This is a genomic window from Actinophytocola oryzae (assembly GCF_004364325.1).
GTDB classification, from domain to species: domain Bacteria; phylum Actinomycetota; class Actinomycetes; order Mycobacteriales; family Pseudonocardiaceae; genus Actinophytocola; species Actinophytocola oryzae.
On record NZ_SOCP01000027.1, the window covers coordinates 45,243 to 64,517 of the forward strand.

Below are 19,275 nucleotides of genomic sequence, written 5' to 3' on the forward strand. Positions count from 1 at the left end.
GAGGCTCGCGGTCGGTCGGGTGCGGAGGAGTTGGGGAGCGCGGGTAGTGACGGACTTGCCTGACTCTTTGCAGACGCTCCTCAAGGTGACGGTGGGGATGCCGTGGCCGGAGGGCGACGAGGGGGACCTGGCGAACTCCTCCGACGCGTGGATGGCATTCAGGGAGGCGTTGGAGCAGGCCAGACAGCGGTTCGAGGCCATAGCGGGACAGGTCGACTCGGTGATGGCGGGAGAGACGGCCGACCAGGTCGTCGAGCTCTACCGCGTGACGGTGCCGGACTCCCTCGCGCAGATGATCGACGCGGCCGACCGGTTCGGGTCGGCGATGTTGCAGGCGTCGGCCGACTTCCAGAAGACCAAGATCATGGTCGTCGCGATGCTGGTGATGCTGGCGTTGGCGATCGCGGAGTTGTTGGCGTCGCTGATCGGGGCTTTCCTGATCCCGACCGTGGTCGCCGTGGCACGGTTCGGGATCGCGGCGGTGTTGCGACAGCTGCTGACCAGGTTGGGGAGCTTCGGTTTCCGCGCGTTGGCGGTGAACCTCGCGACCCGTGAGGGACTGGCCCAGCTCGGTCGGCTGGCCCTGCGCGGTGGCGGGCAACTCGCGGTCGACGTCGCCAAGTACGGCGCCGCGGGTGCGGCGTTCATGGGCGGGTTGGACCTCGCCATCGACGGTGTGCAGAACACGTTGCACACGGCGGGTGGGCAGCGGTTGCGGGAGGGCGTGGACTGGAACGCGTTCTTCATGTCGTCGGTGTTGGGTGCGTTGGGCGGTGGGCTGTTCGGGGTCGGCCGGTCCATCGGGCGGGTGGTGGACCTGGGGTCCAGGGAGTTCCGGGCGGCGGTGGGCGCGGACCTCGAGAAGCTCGCGGGGGCGGAGGTTCGAGCGAGGGTGGCGCGGGGTGGGCGGGGGTTCGCCGACCTGGCCTACTCGGGGATGCAGGTGGGGATCGGCGGCGCGGCGGCGAACGCGTTGATCAACGTCGCCCAGGATCCGTTGGCGGCGGCGTTGCAGAAGCTGTTCCCGCCCAAGGACGGCGCCTCCGCCGACAGCGGTGCGGCCCTGCCGGTGGCGGCGGCCTCGGACGGCGCGTTGAGCCTGTTGAGCAGGGCGCAGGGTACGGCCAATCGTGGGGCTACCGCTGATCTGTCCGTCGGTGACCTGTCCGTTGGTGACCTGAGCCTCGGTGACGTGGGTCTCGGTGACGTGAGCCTCGGTGACGTGGGTCTTGGTGACGTGAAGGTCGACGCGAAGTCGGGTGGGGAAGCGGCTGGTGGTGTCGATGTGAAGTCGGGCGGGGGTGTCGGCGGGGAGGCCGGCAAGGGTGTCGTCGCTGCCGAGGAGAAGCCGGTCGAGACGTCGACCGATGGGTCGACCGGTTCTCCGGGGTCCGGCACCGTGGAGGCGCCTCCACGGTACAGCGTTGTCGTGGCAGAACAGTCGACCTCGGTGGGGGTCGGGTTCACGGCTGCGGCGCCACCGGTCTACTCCCCGACGGCGATGTCCACAGAGGACGGTGGAGTCGCCGTCACCGCGGTGGCGGCGGGCGCCGCGCCGCTCGCGGACTTTCTCGGCGAACAGCCGTCCGGGGGGTTCGTCGTTGGTACGGCCGGGTCCAGCGGCCAACCGGCCGGGATGACGCAGAGCCCGACCACGCAGGCCAACATCCCGGCCGTCCAGGGGCGACCGACAGTCGTTTCCGGCCCGCTGGCGCAGTCCGGGGTCGCCACACAGTCCGGAGTCGCCACACAGTCTGGACCTGCCACGCAGTCAGGAGTCGCTGTGCGGTCCGGGCCGGCGACCGGGGCCGGGTCCGAGGCCAAGGGAGCGGCTGCTGACCGGACCGTGGTGGTGGCCGAGGCCGGTCCGGGTGAACGCCGTTCGGGTGATGGTGTCCAGGACAGCCACCCACCCGTCCCACGCGAGATGTCCACTCCTCCCGACGTCGACGCGTTCCACGAGATGGCCGACGTGCAGGTGTCCCCGCTCCTGGACAGCGCCGGCAACCCGGTCGGGGCGGCGTTCCTCACCCCTCGGGAGGCGGACGTCGCGGCGACGGTGTTCGCCGGGGAGCGGCCACACGCCTACACGTTCGCAGCGCACCACGACGCTCGTGGGTTCCGGATCCCGCTGCGCTCCGGTGGGGAGCGGTTCGTCGACGTGGGCGGGTTCATGCGGTTGGCGAGCACACTGGACACCGCGGGCTACGGCGACTGGCGTGCCGGCGGCCGGCTGATGGTCGTCGCCTGTGGGGTCGGTGTGCCCGAGCACGCGGCGTTGGACCGGCTCGCCAGGGAGTCCGGGTACCGAGGACGCGAGGTCGAGACCTTCGACGGCCGCACCGAGATCGCGCCGGGGGTCGGCGTACAGGCACTGCCTGACGGACAGCGGGCCACCCCCGGCGGAGTCGTGCTGGCGCCCCGGGAGATCGTGCGGATGACGCGGGACTCGCAGGGCCGGCCGACGTTCTTCACGTTCGACGGCACCGACGAGATGATGCGCCGCTTCGAGACGTTGGGGCTCACGGGTGAGGCGGGTACGCGGAAGATCGTGAAGTCGACCCGCGACCCGAGCGGCAGGCTCGACCACCGGCTGCTCGCCGCGCCGTGGGAGGCGTGGGCCGCGGACGGGCGGCTACCTCCGGTGTTCGTGTTCCTGGAGACGCGGCACGGACGGTTCGTCCGGACGGAGGCCGGACACGGCCGGGCGATGACCGTGCAGGAGGTCGCCACCGCGTTGGTGGGTCGCATGTGGCAGTCGGGTGACGGGTTGGCGGACCCGGTGCGGCGCCCGCTGGTCGTGTTCACCCTCTACACCCCGACCGATCCGAACGGGCAGGCCGGGGCGGAACAGGCGACGGTCGAGCTGGTCCGGCTGATGGGTCGGCTGACGGGTGGTCCCTGGCCAGGGTTTCGCGAGATCAGCGAGAACGGGTCGCTGCAGTACCTCGACGAGGTCGACAGGAAACTCGACTACACGGCGATGGTCACGTCGGGCGACCCGTTCGTACGCCACGGTGCCCTGTCGATGCGTGACGTCGTGGCCACCATGTCAGGGCAGGCGGCCGCCTTTCCCGTCACGCCTGCGGCGAGCCAGGAGTGGGGCGGGTTCGTGGCCAACAACGTGCCCGGCCTGGCGGGCGCGGCGGGGCTGGCCGGGGTCGTCGACCCGATCGTGCTGGTGGTCGAGACGCACGGCGGCGGCAGGTTCGTGCGGATGGCGTTGCCGCCCGGCACCATGATCGCCGACCGGTTGGTGGAACTGGGCGGTGACCAGGTCGGCCGGATGTTCCTCGACACGCAGGGGACCATCGCCCTGCTGCGGGCCGGTCATCCACTCGTGGTCGTCGCGCTGGAGAAGGGCGGTCGTACCGAGGGCGACCGTGCCGTCAGGGGGATGGTCGGGTTCGACCTCGCGTCCGTGCTCCGGAAGGCCGGCCACTTCACCGACGTGTACGAACTGGCCGGTGCCGCACGCGTCGAGAACGGGCGCCTCGAGCTCGCGCCGAACGCACGGTTCGAGCTCGTCTCCGTGCCGCGTGGCGCGGACGTGCGGCTCGAGATCCTCCGTGGCGGCGCGGGAGAGCCGGTCGGGGCGTTCCTCCGGTATCCCGGCGACGACCAGATGTGGAACCGGGCGCGGGCCTGGGCACAGCGGCTCACCCCGGCGAGCATGGCCACCTACCACCACAACGGGGTCGCGCGGTCGAGTCCGTGGCACGTCCGGCCGTTCACCGTGTTCAGCGGCGGCACGGCGATACGCCGGGACGGCCGGCCGGTGGCCGTGTCGAGCGCGGACATCGGCCGGGTCATCGCCGACGACCGCACCGCACAGACCGACCTGGACCCCTTCTCGACGACGCAGCACGACGTCGCGTGGGGACGGGAGCCGTCGGTCCTGTGGCTTTCCGTCGACGACGCCGCGCAGCCGGCCGCGACCGGGCACGGGCTCGTGCCGGACCCCGCGTCCTTCTCGCGTGAGATGCTGCGGGGCGGCTACTGGCGCAGCACGCTGACCGTGCCGTCCGGGGTGACCTGGGAGCTGACCGCGGCGGGCGCCATCGTCACGACCGGCCCCGGCACGAACGGGCTCGACCGGACCGGGCCACCGCGTCCCGGCCCCGACGACGTGGTCACCTACGCGCTGGCCAACCAGCGACTCGGCACGTTCGGCCAGTTCAACCCCACCGACCACGTGCACGAGCTGGCCATCTCGGGCTTCGCGGCCACCGCGTCGGCGTTGACCCGACGCCTGTACATGGCCGGGGTCGAGCAGAACAGGCAGGTGAGTTTCGCGGACTACCTGAGCCTGGCCGACTGGTCGCCGAGCGCGTGGACCCACGTGCAGCACGGCCACCCCGACGGCACCGGTTTCGTCTACCGCCTGCGGTCCCGTCGACTGGACCGGCCGGGCGACGAGATCCTGCTGTCCGGGGACGACGCCTCCCGGCTCCAGTTCGCCTCCGCCCTCCTGCGGGACGCGCACCCGGTGCCGACCAACCCGCTCGAGATGGTGCTGGTGGTGTGCAAGACCGAGCTGACCCCGCCGGGCGGTGGTCCGTCCCACGCGCAACGGTTCCGGGCGGCAACGGCGACGCGAGGACCGGCACGGGTCTGGGCGACCGGGGTCACCGCCCTCACCTCCTCGAACGAAGGGCTGCCCGGCACCGAGCTAGGGGGCGTGTTCGACGACGGTGGCGGCGGTGGCGGGCAGCGGCCACGCATGTTGACCGACTTCGCGGCCGAGCACATCGCCCCGGCCGCGTTGTCCGTCCCCCGGGCCGGCTCACCCGCCGACGCGGCCCGGTTCGAGGCGGGCGTGCGCGACACGGCCCGGCTGGCGACCCGCGCCCAGGCGTGGCGGCTGCGCCTCAACCAGACGACCCGGGCACAGAGCCCGGTCGGGTCGCTGACGGTCCGGATCGAGGGGAGCGGCTTCGGGTGGCTTCACGGTGCCCAGATCGCGGCTCGGATCTTCGCCGACGAGGTGGCCGTCGAGTCGGCCGCCCTCGCCGGCTGGGGGCTGCCCATCTCGCCTGCCGACCTCCCGGTGCGCACGGCCACGCAGTACGAGGGGTATCCGAGCAGGCCGGACGGCCGCGGCGAGGTGGGCCTCACCGTCGACATACCACCCGGCGACGTCGGCCTGGCCGTGCTGACGAACACCGCCGGCCGCGACATCCGTGCCGTCGAGGCCGCGTTCGCGGGCCTGCTGCCCGCACTGACCTCTGCCGACGTCCACGTGTCCGCGCTGGTGAACGCCGCGGGCACCCTCGTCGGCGCGGCGTTCCTGTCGCCGGCGGAGGCCGAGCTGGCGAAGGACGTGTACACCGGCGCACCCGGTCCGTACACCTTCGTCGTGCACCACGACGAGCGCGGGTTCCGGATCCCGTTGCGTTCGGGTGGGAACCGGTTCGTGGACGCGGCCGGGTTCATGCGGTTGGCGGGCACGCTGGACGCGGCGAGCTACGGCGACTGGCGCGCCAGCGGCCGGCTGATGTTCGCGGCCTGCTGGGTGGACGCCCCCGAAGGGGCGGAGCTGGACCGGCTCGCCCGCGACTCCGGCTACCGGGGCGGTGGTGTCGGTACGGTCGACCAGCGGATCGAGATCGTACGCGGGGTCGGTGCGCGGCCACTGGCCGACGGGGAACTGCCGACGCCGGGCGGACTCGTGCTGGCGCCGCCCGGTCACCAGGGGCCGGTGCTGTCGCAACGGGACTCGCAGGGCCGGGCGACCTTCTTCACGTTCGACTACGGCGACCGTTTCACGCAGTGGTTCCGGGAGTTGCCGAACGCGGGCGACGCGGCGACGAAGATCATCCTGCGAACGGCACCCGACGGCACCGGCGTGGTCCACAGTGGACTCGATCACACCCCGTGGGCCTCGTGGACCGAGAACGGCCGGGTGCCGCCGGTGGTCGTGTTCCTGGGGATGAGTCGCGGGCGGTTCTTCCGGCTGGAGGGCGGTGCCGGCCGGCCGATGCCACCGCGGGAGGTCGCCTCGTCGATCGTGGCCTCGATGGGGCTGCCGGGTGACGGGGTCGCTGCCCGGGTACGGCGTCCGCTGGTCGTGTTCACCTCCTATGGCGTGTCGGACCCGGACGGTCCCGCCGTCGCGGCGCGGGCGACGGTCGAGGTGGTCGAGGAGATGGGTCGGCTGACCGGTGGTCCGTGGCCCGGGTTCCACCACGTCAGCGCGAATCCGCCGATGGCCGACCTGGACAGGCTCGATGTCACCCTGCCGAAGGTCGTGCTGGCGACAGCGGGTGAGCCGTTCGTCCCCCACGGTGCGTTGTCGATGGACGACGTGGTGGTCACCGCGGCGGGACACGTGGCGGCCTTCCCCGCAGGGCCCGCGACCGGACGGGAGATGGCCGCGTTCGTGGCCGCCGGCGCCCCCGGTCTGGGGAACGTGGCGGGGCTCGCCGGTGTCGTCGACCCGGTGGTGGTCGTCGTGGAGACGCACGGCGACGGCAGGTACCTCCGAATGGCGCTGCGTCCCGGCACCATGCTCAGGGACCGGCTGGTCGAGCTGGACGGCGACCAGCTCGGCCGGATGGTCCTCGGTGAACCCGCTGTCGTGTCGCTGCTGGAGAGCGGTCGTGCCCTCGCGGTCCTCACGCTCGGTGTGAGCGGTCCCGCTCCGCGCGGCCGCGCCGGCATGGTCGGCTTCGACCTGGCGACGGTGCTGCGGCAGGCCGGTCACTTCAACGACGTGTACGTGCTCGACGGCGCACGCATCGAGAACGGTTGGCTGGCGCCGTCCCAGGACGCACGGGTCGAGCTGGTGTCGGTGCTGCGTGCGGGAGATGTGCGACTGGAGGCGTTGCGGACCGCCGACGGGCACCCGGCCGGCGTGTTCCTGCGCTACCCCGGTGACGAACACATGCTGGCCCGGGTGCTGGACTGGGCGCGGCACGTCACCGACGCCAGCATGGACGGCCACGACCACAACGGGCTGGCGGAGCGCGGACAGTGGGACCTGCCACCGTTCGTCGTGGTCAGCAGTGACACGGTCATCCGGCGGGACGGCCGGGCTGTCCCCGCGTCGGGTGCGGACATCGGCCGGGTCGTCGCCGACGACGACACCACACACCTCGGACTGGACCCGGTCTCGGCGCCGATCTTCGACCCCGGCCGGGGCGATGAGCCGTCGGTCCTCTGGCTCACCACCCACAACGCCGAACCGCCGGCCGGCGTGGCGACCCTGCCCAGCTCGGCGGACTTCACGGCCGAGATGCTGCGGGGTGGCTACTGGCGAAGCACCCTCACCGTGGCGGCGACGGCGCGGTGGCGGCTGACCGCGTCCGGCGGTATCGCGACGACCGGCCCGGCCGGCACGGGCGGGCTCGACCGGACGGGGCCGCCGCGGCCGGGACCGGACGACGTGGTCACCTACGCCCTGGCGAACGAACGACTCGGCACGTTCGGCCAGTTCCACGCCCCGAACGACCTCGCCCACATCCTGCACGTCTCGGGCTACGCGGCGCGGATCACCGAGTTCGCGCGCCGCTACTACCTGCGGGGGTGGGACGGGGACCCCGCGACGAAGGGGGAGGTCGCGACTCTGGCGAACTGGTCTCCGCAGGTGTGGACGCACATGCAGCACGGCGACCCCCAGGCCGAGGGCTTCGTCTACCGCCTGCGGTCGGGTCAGGCCGGCAGGCCGACGGACCGGGTCGTCCTGACCGGCCAGGACGCGAGGAGGCTCCAGGACGGCTCGGCCCTGTTCCGTGGCGCGCACCCGGAACCGGCGAACCCACCCGAGATCCTGCTGGTGGTGTGCAGGGCCGACGACGTGCCGTTCGACGGCGGCGACACCCACGCAGACCGGTACCGGACGGGATCCGCGGCGCCCGTGTGGGCGACCGGGACCGACGCCGTGACCACCACGTTCGGCGAGGTCGGCACCGACCCGGGTGGCGTGTTCGACGACGGCACCGGGCCGGCGCGGCGGCCGCTGGCCGACTTCGCGGCCGAGCGGATCGACACGGTCACCCTGCCACTGCCGCGGACCCGGTCGGCCGCCGCGGCGAACCAGTTCGAGTCGGGGGTGCGGGAGGTCGCCCGGCGGGCGACGCGTGCCCAGGCCTGGCGGCTACGGCTCAACCGGACGAACGCGGTCGGGCTGCTCTCCGTCCAGATCCAGGGCACCGGCCTGGGTTGGCTCGACGGCGCCCAGCGTGCGACCGAGATCTTCACCGACGAGGTGGCCATCGAGTCGGCCGCGCTCACCGGCCTTGGCCTGCCCATCACCGCGGCGGACGTGCCGGTCCACACCGACCCGGGGTTCTCCGGCTACCCGAGCAGGCCCGGGGGCGCGCGGGAGATCGGCATCGCCGTCGACCTACCGCCGGGTGACGTCGGCATGACGGCGCTGCGCAGTGGCGACAGAACCGCGATGGAGACCGCGTTCGGCGGTCTGGTGCCGGACGTCACGCCGGCCGACGCGCATGTCTCACCGTTGCTGGACGGTGCGGGCAACCGGGTCGGCGCGGCGTTCCTGTCGCCTGCCGAGGCGGCGGTGGCGACGGCCGCGTTCGCCTCGGCAGGCCAGCCGGGTCCGTTCACCTTCGTGGTGCACCACGACGAGCGCGGGTTCCGGATCCCGTTGCGCTCGGGCGGGAACCGGTTCGTGGACGCGGCCGGGTTCATGCGGTTGGCGGGCACGCTGGACGCGGCGAGCTACGGGGACTGGCGCGCCAGCGGCCGGTTGATGTTCGCGGCGTGTTGGGTCGGTGCCCCCGAGCAGGCGGCGCTGAACCGGCTCGCGCGGGAGTCGGGCTACCAGGGGAGTGACGTGGTGGCGCTCGACCAGCGCGTCGAGATCGTCGCGGGGCCGGTGGTGCGTGCACTGCGTCCCGACCAGTTCCCCACGCCGGGGGGAGTCGTGCTGTCGCCGCCCGGTCACCAGGGGCCGGTGATGTCGCAACGGGACTCGCAGGGCCGGGCGACCTTCTTCACGTTCGGCCAGGGTGTCGAGTTCGCCCGACGGTTCTGGGCGCTCACGGACGCCGGTGACGCGGGGCTGCGGCTCGTCGTCCACGCGTCGCAGGACGAGGCGGGGCAGCTCTACCGCCGTCTCGAGCCCGCCCCGTGGGCGTCGTGGGCGGAGGGCGGCCGCGTGCCGCCGGTGTTCGTGTTGCTCACGTCGAGCAACGGGCAGTTCGTCGGGCTGGAGGCCGGTGCCGACCGGACGATGTCGCCGGCCGAGGCCGCCTCGTCGGTGGTCGCCTCGATCGGCTCGGGGGCCGACCGCGTGCGGCGCCCGCTGGTCGTGTTCACCCACTACGACGACGGGGACGCGGGCGGGCACGCCGCCGCCGCGCTGGCGACGGTCGAGGTGGTCGAGGAGATGGGCCGGCTGACCGGTGGCCCGTGGCCCGGGTTCCACCACGTCAGCTCGCGTCCGTTCATGCAGGACCTCCAGGACGTGAACCCGGTGACGGTGGGCACGGGGTTGACGACCTGGGGCGAGCCGTTCGTCCCGCACGGCGTCCTCTCGGTGGCCGACGTGGTCGCCACGGCGTCATGGCGGGTGGCCGCGTTCCCGGCGGACCGGGGATCCCGCCACGAGTGGGCCGCGTTCGTCGCGGGTGGCGCCGTGGGCGTGGCGGGCGCGGCTGGGCTGACGGGCGTCGTCGACCCGGTCGTGCTCGTGGTCGAGACACACGGGGGCGGCAGGTTCGTGCGTGTCGCCCTCCCCTCGGCGCACGACACACTGGTCGAGCTGACCGGCGACCAGCTGGGACCGATGTTCCACGACGCCCCCGGCACGGCGTCCCTGCTGGACGGTGGCCATGCCGTCGTGCTCGTCACGCTCGAGGCGGACGCCCGCGTCACGGGCAACCGTGCCTCGGGTGGGATGGTCGGGTACGACGTGGCGTCCGCGCTGCGCGAGGCGGGGCGCTTCAACGACGTGTACGTGCTCGACGGCGCGGCACACCTTCAGGACGGCCGCCTGGAGTTGGACCCGAGCGCCCGGTTCGAGCTGGTGTCCGTGCTGCGCACCGGTGACGTCGAGGTGGAGCCGCTCCACAACGACGACGGGCAGCCGGTCGGCGTCTTCCTGCGTTATCCCGGTGACGGTCCCCTGCTGGCCATGGCCATGGGGTGGGCGAGGAACGTCACCGCGGCCAGCATGGCCGACTACCACCACGACGGGGCACCGAAGCGGTTGTCAGGCATTCCGCCGTTCGTGGTGTTCAGCAGCGGCGTGGTGGTGCGCAAGGACGGCAGGCCGGTCCACGCCTCGGCCGCGGACGTCGGCCGCGTCGTCGCGCACCACCCCGTCACGCACGCGGTGCTGGATCCCGAGTCGAGGACGACCCAGTTCCTCCCCTGGGGGATCGAGCCGCCGGTCCTGTGGCTCACCACCCACAACGCCTTCCACCACGAGGCCGCCGTCACCGAGCCCTGGCGCGACACGGACCGGTTCGCGACCGAGATGCTGCGTGGCGGTCACTGGCGCAGCACGCTGACCGTGAACCCGGCGGCGAGCTGGTACCTGCGGGCCGACGGCGCCGTCGCGACGACCGGACCGGTGGCGGACGGGCTCGACCGGACCACACCACCGGTGCCCGGACCGGACGACGTGGTCGGCCACGCCCTCGCGAACGAACGGCTGGGTGTCTTCGGGCAGTTCTACCCGTCGGACCACAACCAGCACATGGCCGACTCGAACCACGCGGTGCGGGCGACCGAGCTGACACGGCGGCTGTACAAGCAGGGCCTGTACGGGCTCGGGCCGGTTGCGAGCACCCCGGTCCTGGGCAACTGGTCGCCGACGGCATGGGTGCACATGCAGCACGGCGAGCTGCTGAGCAACGGTTTCTCCTACCGCCTGCGGTCCGGTCACGGCGGACGGCTCGGTGACATGGTCATCGTGTCCGGCGAGGACGCCGCCCGGCTCCGGTTCGGCTCCGCCGTGTTCCAACGCGCGCACCCGGATCCGGCGAGCCAACCGGAGACGCTGCTCCTGGTGTGCTTCGTCGAGTCGGCCCCGTCCCTGGGTGGTGTGTCCCACGCGGAGCGGTTCCGCACGGGCGGCCCGACGGGGCCGGTGCGTGCCTGGGCGACGGCGACCGACAGCTCGGTCTTCAGGAGCGGCATGGCCGGCACGGTCTTCGGCGGCGTGTTCGACGACGGCACCGGGACCCCGGTACGCCGCCTGGCCGACTTCGCGGCGGAGCGGATCGACCCGGTCACGGTGACCGTCCCGCACAGCGGGTCGGCCGACGGGTGGGACGCGTTGGCGGCGGGGGTGCGGGCCACGGCCCAGCTCGCGACCCGCGCCCAGGCCTGGCGGCTGATGCTGAACCGGTCGCGCCCGGCGGGACTGCTGACGGTACGGATCCAGGGAAGCCTGTCCCACGGTGTGCGGTACGTGGCCAACCAGTTCGCCGCCGAGGTCGCCGCCGAGGCCACCGCCCTCACCGCACTGGGTCTGCCCGTCACCACCGGCGACGTGCCGGTGCACACGGAGGTGCGGCCGTCGGTCGCCCCGGACCCGGAGGTCCGGCTCGCCGTCGACCTGCCGCCCGGCGACGTCGGCATGTCGGCGCTCCGAACCAACGACCCCCGGCAGTGGGAGGGCACGTTCGGGAGCCTCGTTCCCGCGCTGACGGTCGCCGATGTCCACGTGTCGCCGCTGGTGGACGCGAACGGCGTCGCGGTCGGCGCGGCGTTCCTGTCGCCCGGGGAGGCCGGCATCGCCCGGTCCGCCTACGCCACGACCACCGCCACCCCGTACACGCTCGCGGCACATCACGACGAACGCGGGTTCCGGGTCCCGTTGCGGTCGGGTGGGCACCGGTTCCTCGACGCGAGCGGGTTCATGCGGCTGGCCGTGACCCTGGACGCCGCGGCGTACGGCGACTGGCGCGTGGGCGGCCGGTTGCTGTTCGCCGCCTGCCGGGTGGGCGCGCCCGAGCACGCGGCGCTGGACGACCTCGCACGGAACTTCGGCTACCGGGGACGGGACGTCGAGGCGACCGCCAGCCGGGTGGAGATCGTGCCGGGGATCGGCGCGCGGGTACTGGCCGACGAAGCGCCGCCGACACCGGGAGGTGTCGTGCTGGCCCCTCGGGAGGTTCCGGCCGGGGCGGTGCCGATGCATTTCGTGCGTGACTCGCGGGGCCGGCCGACGTTCCTGACCTTCCACTACGGCGACAGGTTTCGGAAGTTCCTCCAGCGGCTGACGTACACGGGACACGCGGCGCTGACGACCATCGTCCGGGTGACCCGGGACAGCAGCGGTAGGCAGACGGGGCGGCTGGAGGCCGCGCCGTGGGCGTCGTGGATGCGGCACGGCCGCGTCCCCCCGGTGTTCCTGCTCCTGGTGGCCGAGAACGGTCAGCTCATGCGTCCTGACGCGACTGCCGGCCAGATCTCACCGCGAGACGTGGCCACGTCGGCGGTGGGCACCATGGCGCTGTGGGGAGACGGGGTGGACGACCCCGTGCGTCGCCCGCTCGTCGTGTTCACCCAGTACCGCGGCGCGGATCCGGACGGCGCCGCCGCGCGGGTGACGGCCGAGGTGATCGAGGAGATGGGCCGGCTGACCGGCGGCCCATGGCCCGGTTTCCACCACGTCAGCGCGAACCCGGCCCTGGTGGACTCGTCCACGGTGGCCTCGACGCGCTTCCCGGCGCTGCTCGCGACGTGGGGTGAGCCGTTCGTCCCCCACGGCGCCGTGTCGATGGGCGACGTGGCGATCACCGCGTCCAGGCGCGTGGCGGCGTTCCCCGTGGATGCGGCGACCGGGCGCGAGTGGGACGCGTTCATGATGGGAGACGCGCCCGGCGTGACGGGTGCGGCCGGGTTGGCCGGGGTCGTCGACCCGATCGTGCTCGTGCTCGACGGGCGCGGCGGTGGCCGGTTCGCACGCCTGGCGCTGCCGCCGGGCACCCTGATGGAGAACCGGCTGGTGGAGCGGGACGGCGACCAGCTCGGCCGGATGCTCATGGCCGAGGGCGGGTTCATGAACCTGCTGCGGCAGGGGCGTGCCATCGCGGTCGTCACGCCGGGGACGGACGGCCGGGCCGCCGGGACGGGCCGCGATCCCGCCGTACGCGGGATGATCGCGTTCGACCTGGCCGCCAGGCTGCGGCAGGCGGGCCACTACAACGACGTGTACGCGCTGCGCGGTGACGCACGCATCGAGAACGGCCGCCTGGAGCTGGCACAGGACGCCGCGTTCGAGCCGGTGTCGGTGCTGCGCGGCGGGGACGTCTCGTCGGAGGTGCTGACGGGCGCGTCCGGCCGCTCGGTCGCGGTGTTCCTGCGCTACCCCGGTGACGAGAACGCACTGGCGTCGGCCCGCGACTGGGCGCGGAACGTCACCGACACCCGCCTGGCCACCTACCGGCACAACGGGGTCGAGCAGGCCCCGCCGTGGGGGTTCACCCCGTTCGTGGTGTTCAGCGGCGGCACGGCGATCCGGAAGGACGGTCGGGCGGTCCCCGTGTCGGACGCGGACGTCGGCCGGGTCGTCGGCGACGATCCCGCCGTCCACGCCGCGCTCAACGCCAAATACACCTTCGTGAACGTCGGGTTGGTGGGGACCGAGCCGTCCGTGCTGTGGCTCACCGTCGACAGCGCCTCGACCCCCGAGGGCCCGGTCTCGGACCGGTTCACCGTCGAGATGATGCGGGCCGGCCACTGGCGCAGCACTCTCTCCGTGGCCGCGGCGACGAGCTGGGAGCTGGTCGCGGGCGGCATCGCGACCGTCGGTCCCCGGGACTCGACCGGGTTCGACCGGACGGGCCCGCTGCTGCCCGATCCGGACGACGTGGTCACCGAGGCACTCGCCAACGAGCGGCTCGGCGTCTTCGGTCAGTTCCACGCCACCGATATCGGCCACTACGTGAGCCAGTCGGTGTTCGCCGCTCAGGCGAGCGAGTTCACGCGACGCTGGTACCGCGTGCTCGGCGACGTGCCTGCCGAGTCCCGGCTGGCTCTGGCGAACTGGTCGCCGAACTCCTGGACGGTCGTGAACCACGGCGACGGCGGTGGGATCGGCTACCGCCTGCGACGCGGTGTCCACGGCGGGTACGGGGACGTGGTCTACCTGTCCGGCGCGGACGCGGCCCGGCTCCAGCTGGGCTCGGACCTGTACCGGCGCGCGCACCCGGACCCGGCGGACCCACCCGAGACACTGCTGGTGGTGTGCCGGGCCGCCCTGACGACGTCACCCGGCCAGGAGTCCCGTGCCCACCAGTTCCGAACCACGACCGGGGCACGGGCGTGGGCGGCCGAGACCCTCGTGTCGATCTCCGCGTCCGGGGAGCTGGAAGTGCCCTCCTCGGGTGTGCTCGACGACGGCACCGGGCGTGCGCTCACGCCGCTGAACGACTTCGTGGCCGAGGAGATCGAGCCGGTCGCACTGGCCCTGCCGGCCGACGACCGGACCCCATTCGAGTCGGGTGTGCGGGACATCGCGCGGCTGGCGACCCGCGCCCAGGCCTGGCGGCTGCGGCTGAACCAGTCGGCGCGGAACCCGGTCGGTCTGCTGACGGTCCGGATCAGCGGCAGCGGGCCCGGCTGGCAGGACGCCGCCGGGTACGCCGGCCGCGTGTTCACCGACGAGGTGGCCGTCGAGGGCGCCCTGCTCGCCGACCGGGCACTACCCGTCGGCCCTGCCGACCTACCGGTGGACATGGCGACGACCGACCCGGCACAGCAGGTGCGTGCCGACGGCGCGGGGGAGGTCCGGATCGCCGTCGACATCCCGCCGGGTGATGTGGGCCTGCGGGCACTGGAAAGCCACGACGAAGGCAGGATCCGGGCCGCTCTCGGACCCCTGGTGCCCGAGCTGCTGCCGGTGGACGTCCACGTGACCCCGCTGCTGGACAGCGCGGGCAACCCGGTCGGTGCGGCGTTCCTGCCGCCTCGGGAAGCCGCCGTGGCGGCGACCGTCGTCGCCGCGGATGCCGTCCTCCCGGGCCGCTACGTCCTCGCGGTGCACCACGACGTGCGCGGGTACGTGATCCCGCTGCGCTCGGGCAGGAGGCGGTTCGTCGACGCCGAGGGGTTCATGCGGTTGGCCGGCATGCTGGACGCCGCGGAGTACGGCGACTGGCGCTCCAGTGGGAGGCTGCTGATCGCCGCCTGCTGGGTCGGCGCACCGGAACACGCCGTGCTGGACCGGCTCGCCAGGGACCACGGCTACCACGGCAGTGCCGTCGAGACGTCCCACCGCCGGGTCGAGATCGCACCGGGGGTCGGCGTGCGAGCCCTCGCCGGCAACGAGTTCCCCACCCCCGGCGGGATCGTGCTGGCCCCCGGCGCCGATCCGGAGGCGGTGCGGTGGGTGCGGGACTCGCGGGGCCGCGACTCGTTCTTCGCCTTCGACCACGGCCCCGACTTCACCCGCCACCTGGAAGGGCTCGCGGCCACGGGCGACGCCGGGATGACGACCATCACGTGGGCGACCGCGACCGCCGGCGGACAGGTGCGGGGACAACTGGTGGCCGCCCCGTGGGCGCAGTGGACCGAACACGGCCGAGTCCCCCCGATCTTCATGTTCCTGATGGTCGGGAACGGTCACCTCACCAGACAGGAAGCCGGTGCCACCCTGCTGATGTCCCCGTTCGACGCCGCCGCGTCGATGGTGGGCAGCATGCGGCTGCGGGGTGACGGGGCAGGCGACCTCGTGCGGCGCCCGCTCGTCGTGTTCACCAGCTACGACGGCGCGGACCCGAACGGGCAGGCCGGCGCGGCGCGCGTGACAGGCGAGGTCGTCGAGCTGATGGGCAGGATGACCGGCGGTCCGTGGCCCGGCTTCCACCACGTCAGCGCGTTGTCCCCCATGCGCTTCCTCAACGAGATCGGCTTCCCGTTGGGTGGTGCGGCGATGCTCACCTGGGGCGAGCCGTTCGTTCCCCACGGCGTCCTGTCGATGCGTGACGTGGTGACCACCGAGTCCGGCCTGATGACCGCGTTCCCGGTGACGCCGGAGGCGAGCCAGGAGTGGGGCGAGTTCGTCGTCTACGACGGTCCCGGCCTGGCGGGCGCGGCGGGGCTGGACGGGGTCGTCGACCCGATCGTGCTGGTGGTCGAGACGCACGGCGGCGGCAGGTTCGTGCGGATGGCGCTGCCTCCCGGCACCGAGGTGCGGGACCGGGTGGTCGAGGTCGGCGGCGACCAGCTCGGGCTGGCGTTCTTCACCGAACCAGGGACCGTGTCCTTGCTGGACAGTGGGAAGGCCGTCGTGATCGTCGCGGTCGAGGCGGGCGGTCGTGCCACGGGCAACCGCGCCGCCGCGGGCATGGTCGGGTTCGACGTCGCCTCCGCGCTGCGCATGATGCGGTACTACAACGACGTGTACGTGACGGACGGCGGCGCACGCATCGAGAACGGGCGCCTGGAGCTGGGCAAGGACACCCGGTTCGTGTCCGTGTCGGTGCTGCGTTCCGGCGACGTCCGCGTCGAGACGCTGACGAACGCCGACGGCCGCCCGGTCGCCGCGTTCCTCCGGTATCCGGGGGACGAGACCGTGCTCGCGGAGGCGAGGGCGTGGGCGCGGCAGGTCACCGACACCAGCATGGCCACCTACCACCACAACGGGGTCGAGCAGCGGGGGCAGTGGCACGTCCGCCCGTTCGTCGTGTTCGGTGGCGGCACGGTGACGCGCAAGGACGGCCAGCCGGTCGCCGCGTCCGGCGCGGACCTCGGCCGGGTCATCGCGCAGGAACACGTCACGTTCGCCGCGCTGAACACCGCCGCGTACACCATCGGCGACCCCGCCTGGGGTACCGAACCAGCGGTGCTGTGGCTCACCGTGCCCGCCGCTGGACCCGCGCCGGACCCGGGTTCGATCACGACCGAGATGATGCGGGGCGGCTACTGGCGCGGCACGCTGACCGTGTCGGCGACGGCCACCTGGCACCTGACCGGCAGCGGGGGCGTCGCGACGACCGGCCCGGGGGGAACGGCCGGGTTGTCCCGGACCGGCCCACCCCGGCCAGGACCGGACGACGTGGTCACCTACTCGCTGGCCAACGAACGGCTCGGCACCTTCGGTGAGTTCCACCCCAGTGAGCTGTTCGGGCAGTTGGCGGTCTCGAACTACGCGGCGAACGCGACAGAGATCGGCCAGCGCGTGTACCTGATGGGCTTCGGAACCCCACCGCAGGGAACCTTCGCCGACTACTTCGCTCTCGGGAACTGGTCGCCACGGGTCTGGACGCAGCTGCAGCACGGCGACCCGGACGGCAACGGTTTCAGGTACAACCTGCGGGCCGGCAACACCGGGCGGATCGGGGACCTCGCCGTGGTTTCCGGCGCGGACGCGGTTCGTCTGCGGTCCGCTTCCGCCGTCTTCCAGGCAGCTCACCCGGATCCGGCGAACCCACCGGAGACCCTGCTGTTGGTGTGCAGGGCCGACACGACACCGTCGCAGGGCGGCACGTCCCATGCCCACCGCTTCCGCGCGGGCGGACCGGCGGGACCCGTACGTGCCTGGGCGAGCACCACCAACAACATGACGATGCCGGACGGTCTGGTCGGTACCGTCCCAGGAGGTGTGTTCGACGACGGCACCGGGCTTCGGCAGGTGCCACTGTCCGAACTCGCGACCGAGCACATCGCTCCGGTCAGGCTCCCCGGCCCCGGTGCCGCGTCGCACGCCGCGTGGGCCCGGTTCGAGTCGAGTGTGCGGGAGACCGCACGGCTGGCGACCCGCGCCCAGGCCTGGCGCCTCCGCCTCAACCGGTCGACCCGGTCACAGAACCCCGTCGGCCTGGTGACGGTACAGCTCCGGGGAAGCGGCTCCGGCTGGGCGGACGGCGCACAACGCGCGACCCGGATGTTCACCGACGAAGTGGCCACCGAGTCGGCTCACCTGACCGCTCGGGGACTACCCGTCACACCCGCCGACGTGACGATCCACACCGCCGCACCTCCTGGCGTGCCGCACGGCCGTGGCGAGATCGCCATCGAGGTCGACCTACCCCCGGGGGACGTCGGCATGCGGGTCCTGTCGACCGGCGGCATCGAGGACGTGGCGGCCACGTTCGGGGCCCTCCTGCCTGACCTGACACCTGCCGACGTCCACGTGTCGCCGCTGCGGGACAGCGCCGGTGACCTGGTCGGCGCGGCCTTCCTGTCGCAGGGCGAAGCCGGCATCGCGACGACGGTCTACGCCGCCGGCACCCCCGGTCCGTACGCCTTCGTCCTGCACCACGACGAGCGCGGGTTCCGGGTTCCCCTGCGGGCAGGGGGGAACAGGTTCCTCGACGAGGCCGGCCTCCTGCGGCTGGCCGCGTCCCTGGACGCCGCGGAGTACGGCGACTGGCGGGCGAGCGGCCGGTTGATGTTCGCGGCCTGCCGGGTCGGCAGTGCCCAGCGGGCGGCGCTCGAACGACTCGCGCGGGACGTCGGGTTCCGGGGTACCGCCGTCCTCGCGGTGGACCAGCGGGTGGAGGTCGCTCCCGGGGTCGGGGTGCGACCGCTCCTCGACGCGCAGACTCCCACCCCTGGTGGGATCGTGCTCAGCTCTTCCCCACGAACGGAACGAAAGGATGGTTCTCATGACGGACGACGACGTGGCCGGTGACCCCGGTGAGGAGACGTGGATGGTGCTGATGGACCCGGCCTGGCGCCAGGAGAACGAGAACGACCCGCCGCCGCTGCACGCGGTCGTGGGTCTGTGGCCGGTGGCACCGGACGGCGCGGTCGGCAAGTTCCGGTCCAACCCGGACTACGAGCCGTCGGACGAACAGTCGCCGACCGACCCGCTCGACGCGGTGTTCCGGCTCGTGCTGCGCGGCCCGGGGAAGATCGGGCAGATCCAGGTCGTGCTCCACGACGTCCTGTTGGACGTGGCCCTCAACGGCGACGGGCGCCCGCTGATCGTCCGCGCGCCGGACGGGCTGCCCTGCGTCGTGGCGACCAGTTCCGTGCGCCACCAGACGAGCACCAGCGCGTTCGACTGGCAGCGGCTCGACCTCGACGCCATTCTGGGCCTGCTGCCCGACGACGTCGACGTCCTGTTCAACCCGGGCGCCTCGGCGTCGATCCGGCTGACCGGCGACTTCCTGCGCAACACCGCCGCGATGGGCGACGAGGAACTGGTCGCACTCCGCGCGACCTCCTACGACACCGACGACATCCTGTTGTCACGCTGGCACGCGGCGGCACCGGAGCGGCCGGCGCCGGCCACCTGACGTCGTTGCCCGGCAGGAGGTTTGCCCGATCGCCCGCATACCCGACGACTACGGGCAGAGTTCCCGGCCCACCCCTATCGCCACCACCGGCCGGTTCGTGACCATT

The 19,275-nt window shown here is 72.9% G+C and carries 2 protein-coding genes; both read left to right on the plus strand.

The annotated features are described in order from the left end of the window. Positions 1 to 46 precede the first annotated feature (46 nt). Complete coding sequence (locus tag CLV71_RS44000; protein ID WP_133908924.1) at positions 47 to 18,559, plus strand: WXG100-like domain-containing protein; 18,513 nt, start codon at positions 47 to 49, stop codon at positions 18,557 to 18,559. Continuing rightward, on the plus strand, positions 18,534 to 19,169 hold the full coding sequence (locus CLV71_RS44005) for a type VII secretion system-associated protein (RefSeq protein WP_133908925.1): 636 nt from the start codon (positions 18,534 to 18,536) through the stop codon (positions 19,167 to 19,169). The genes CLV71_RS44000 and CLV71_RS44005 overlap by 26 nt, the downstream gene beginning before the upstream one ends. The last annotated feature ends 106 nt before the right edge of the window (positions 19,170 to 19,275 follow it).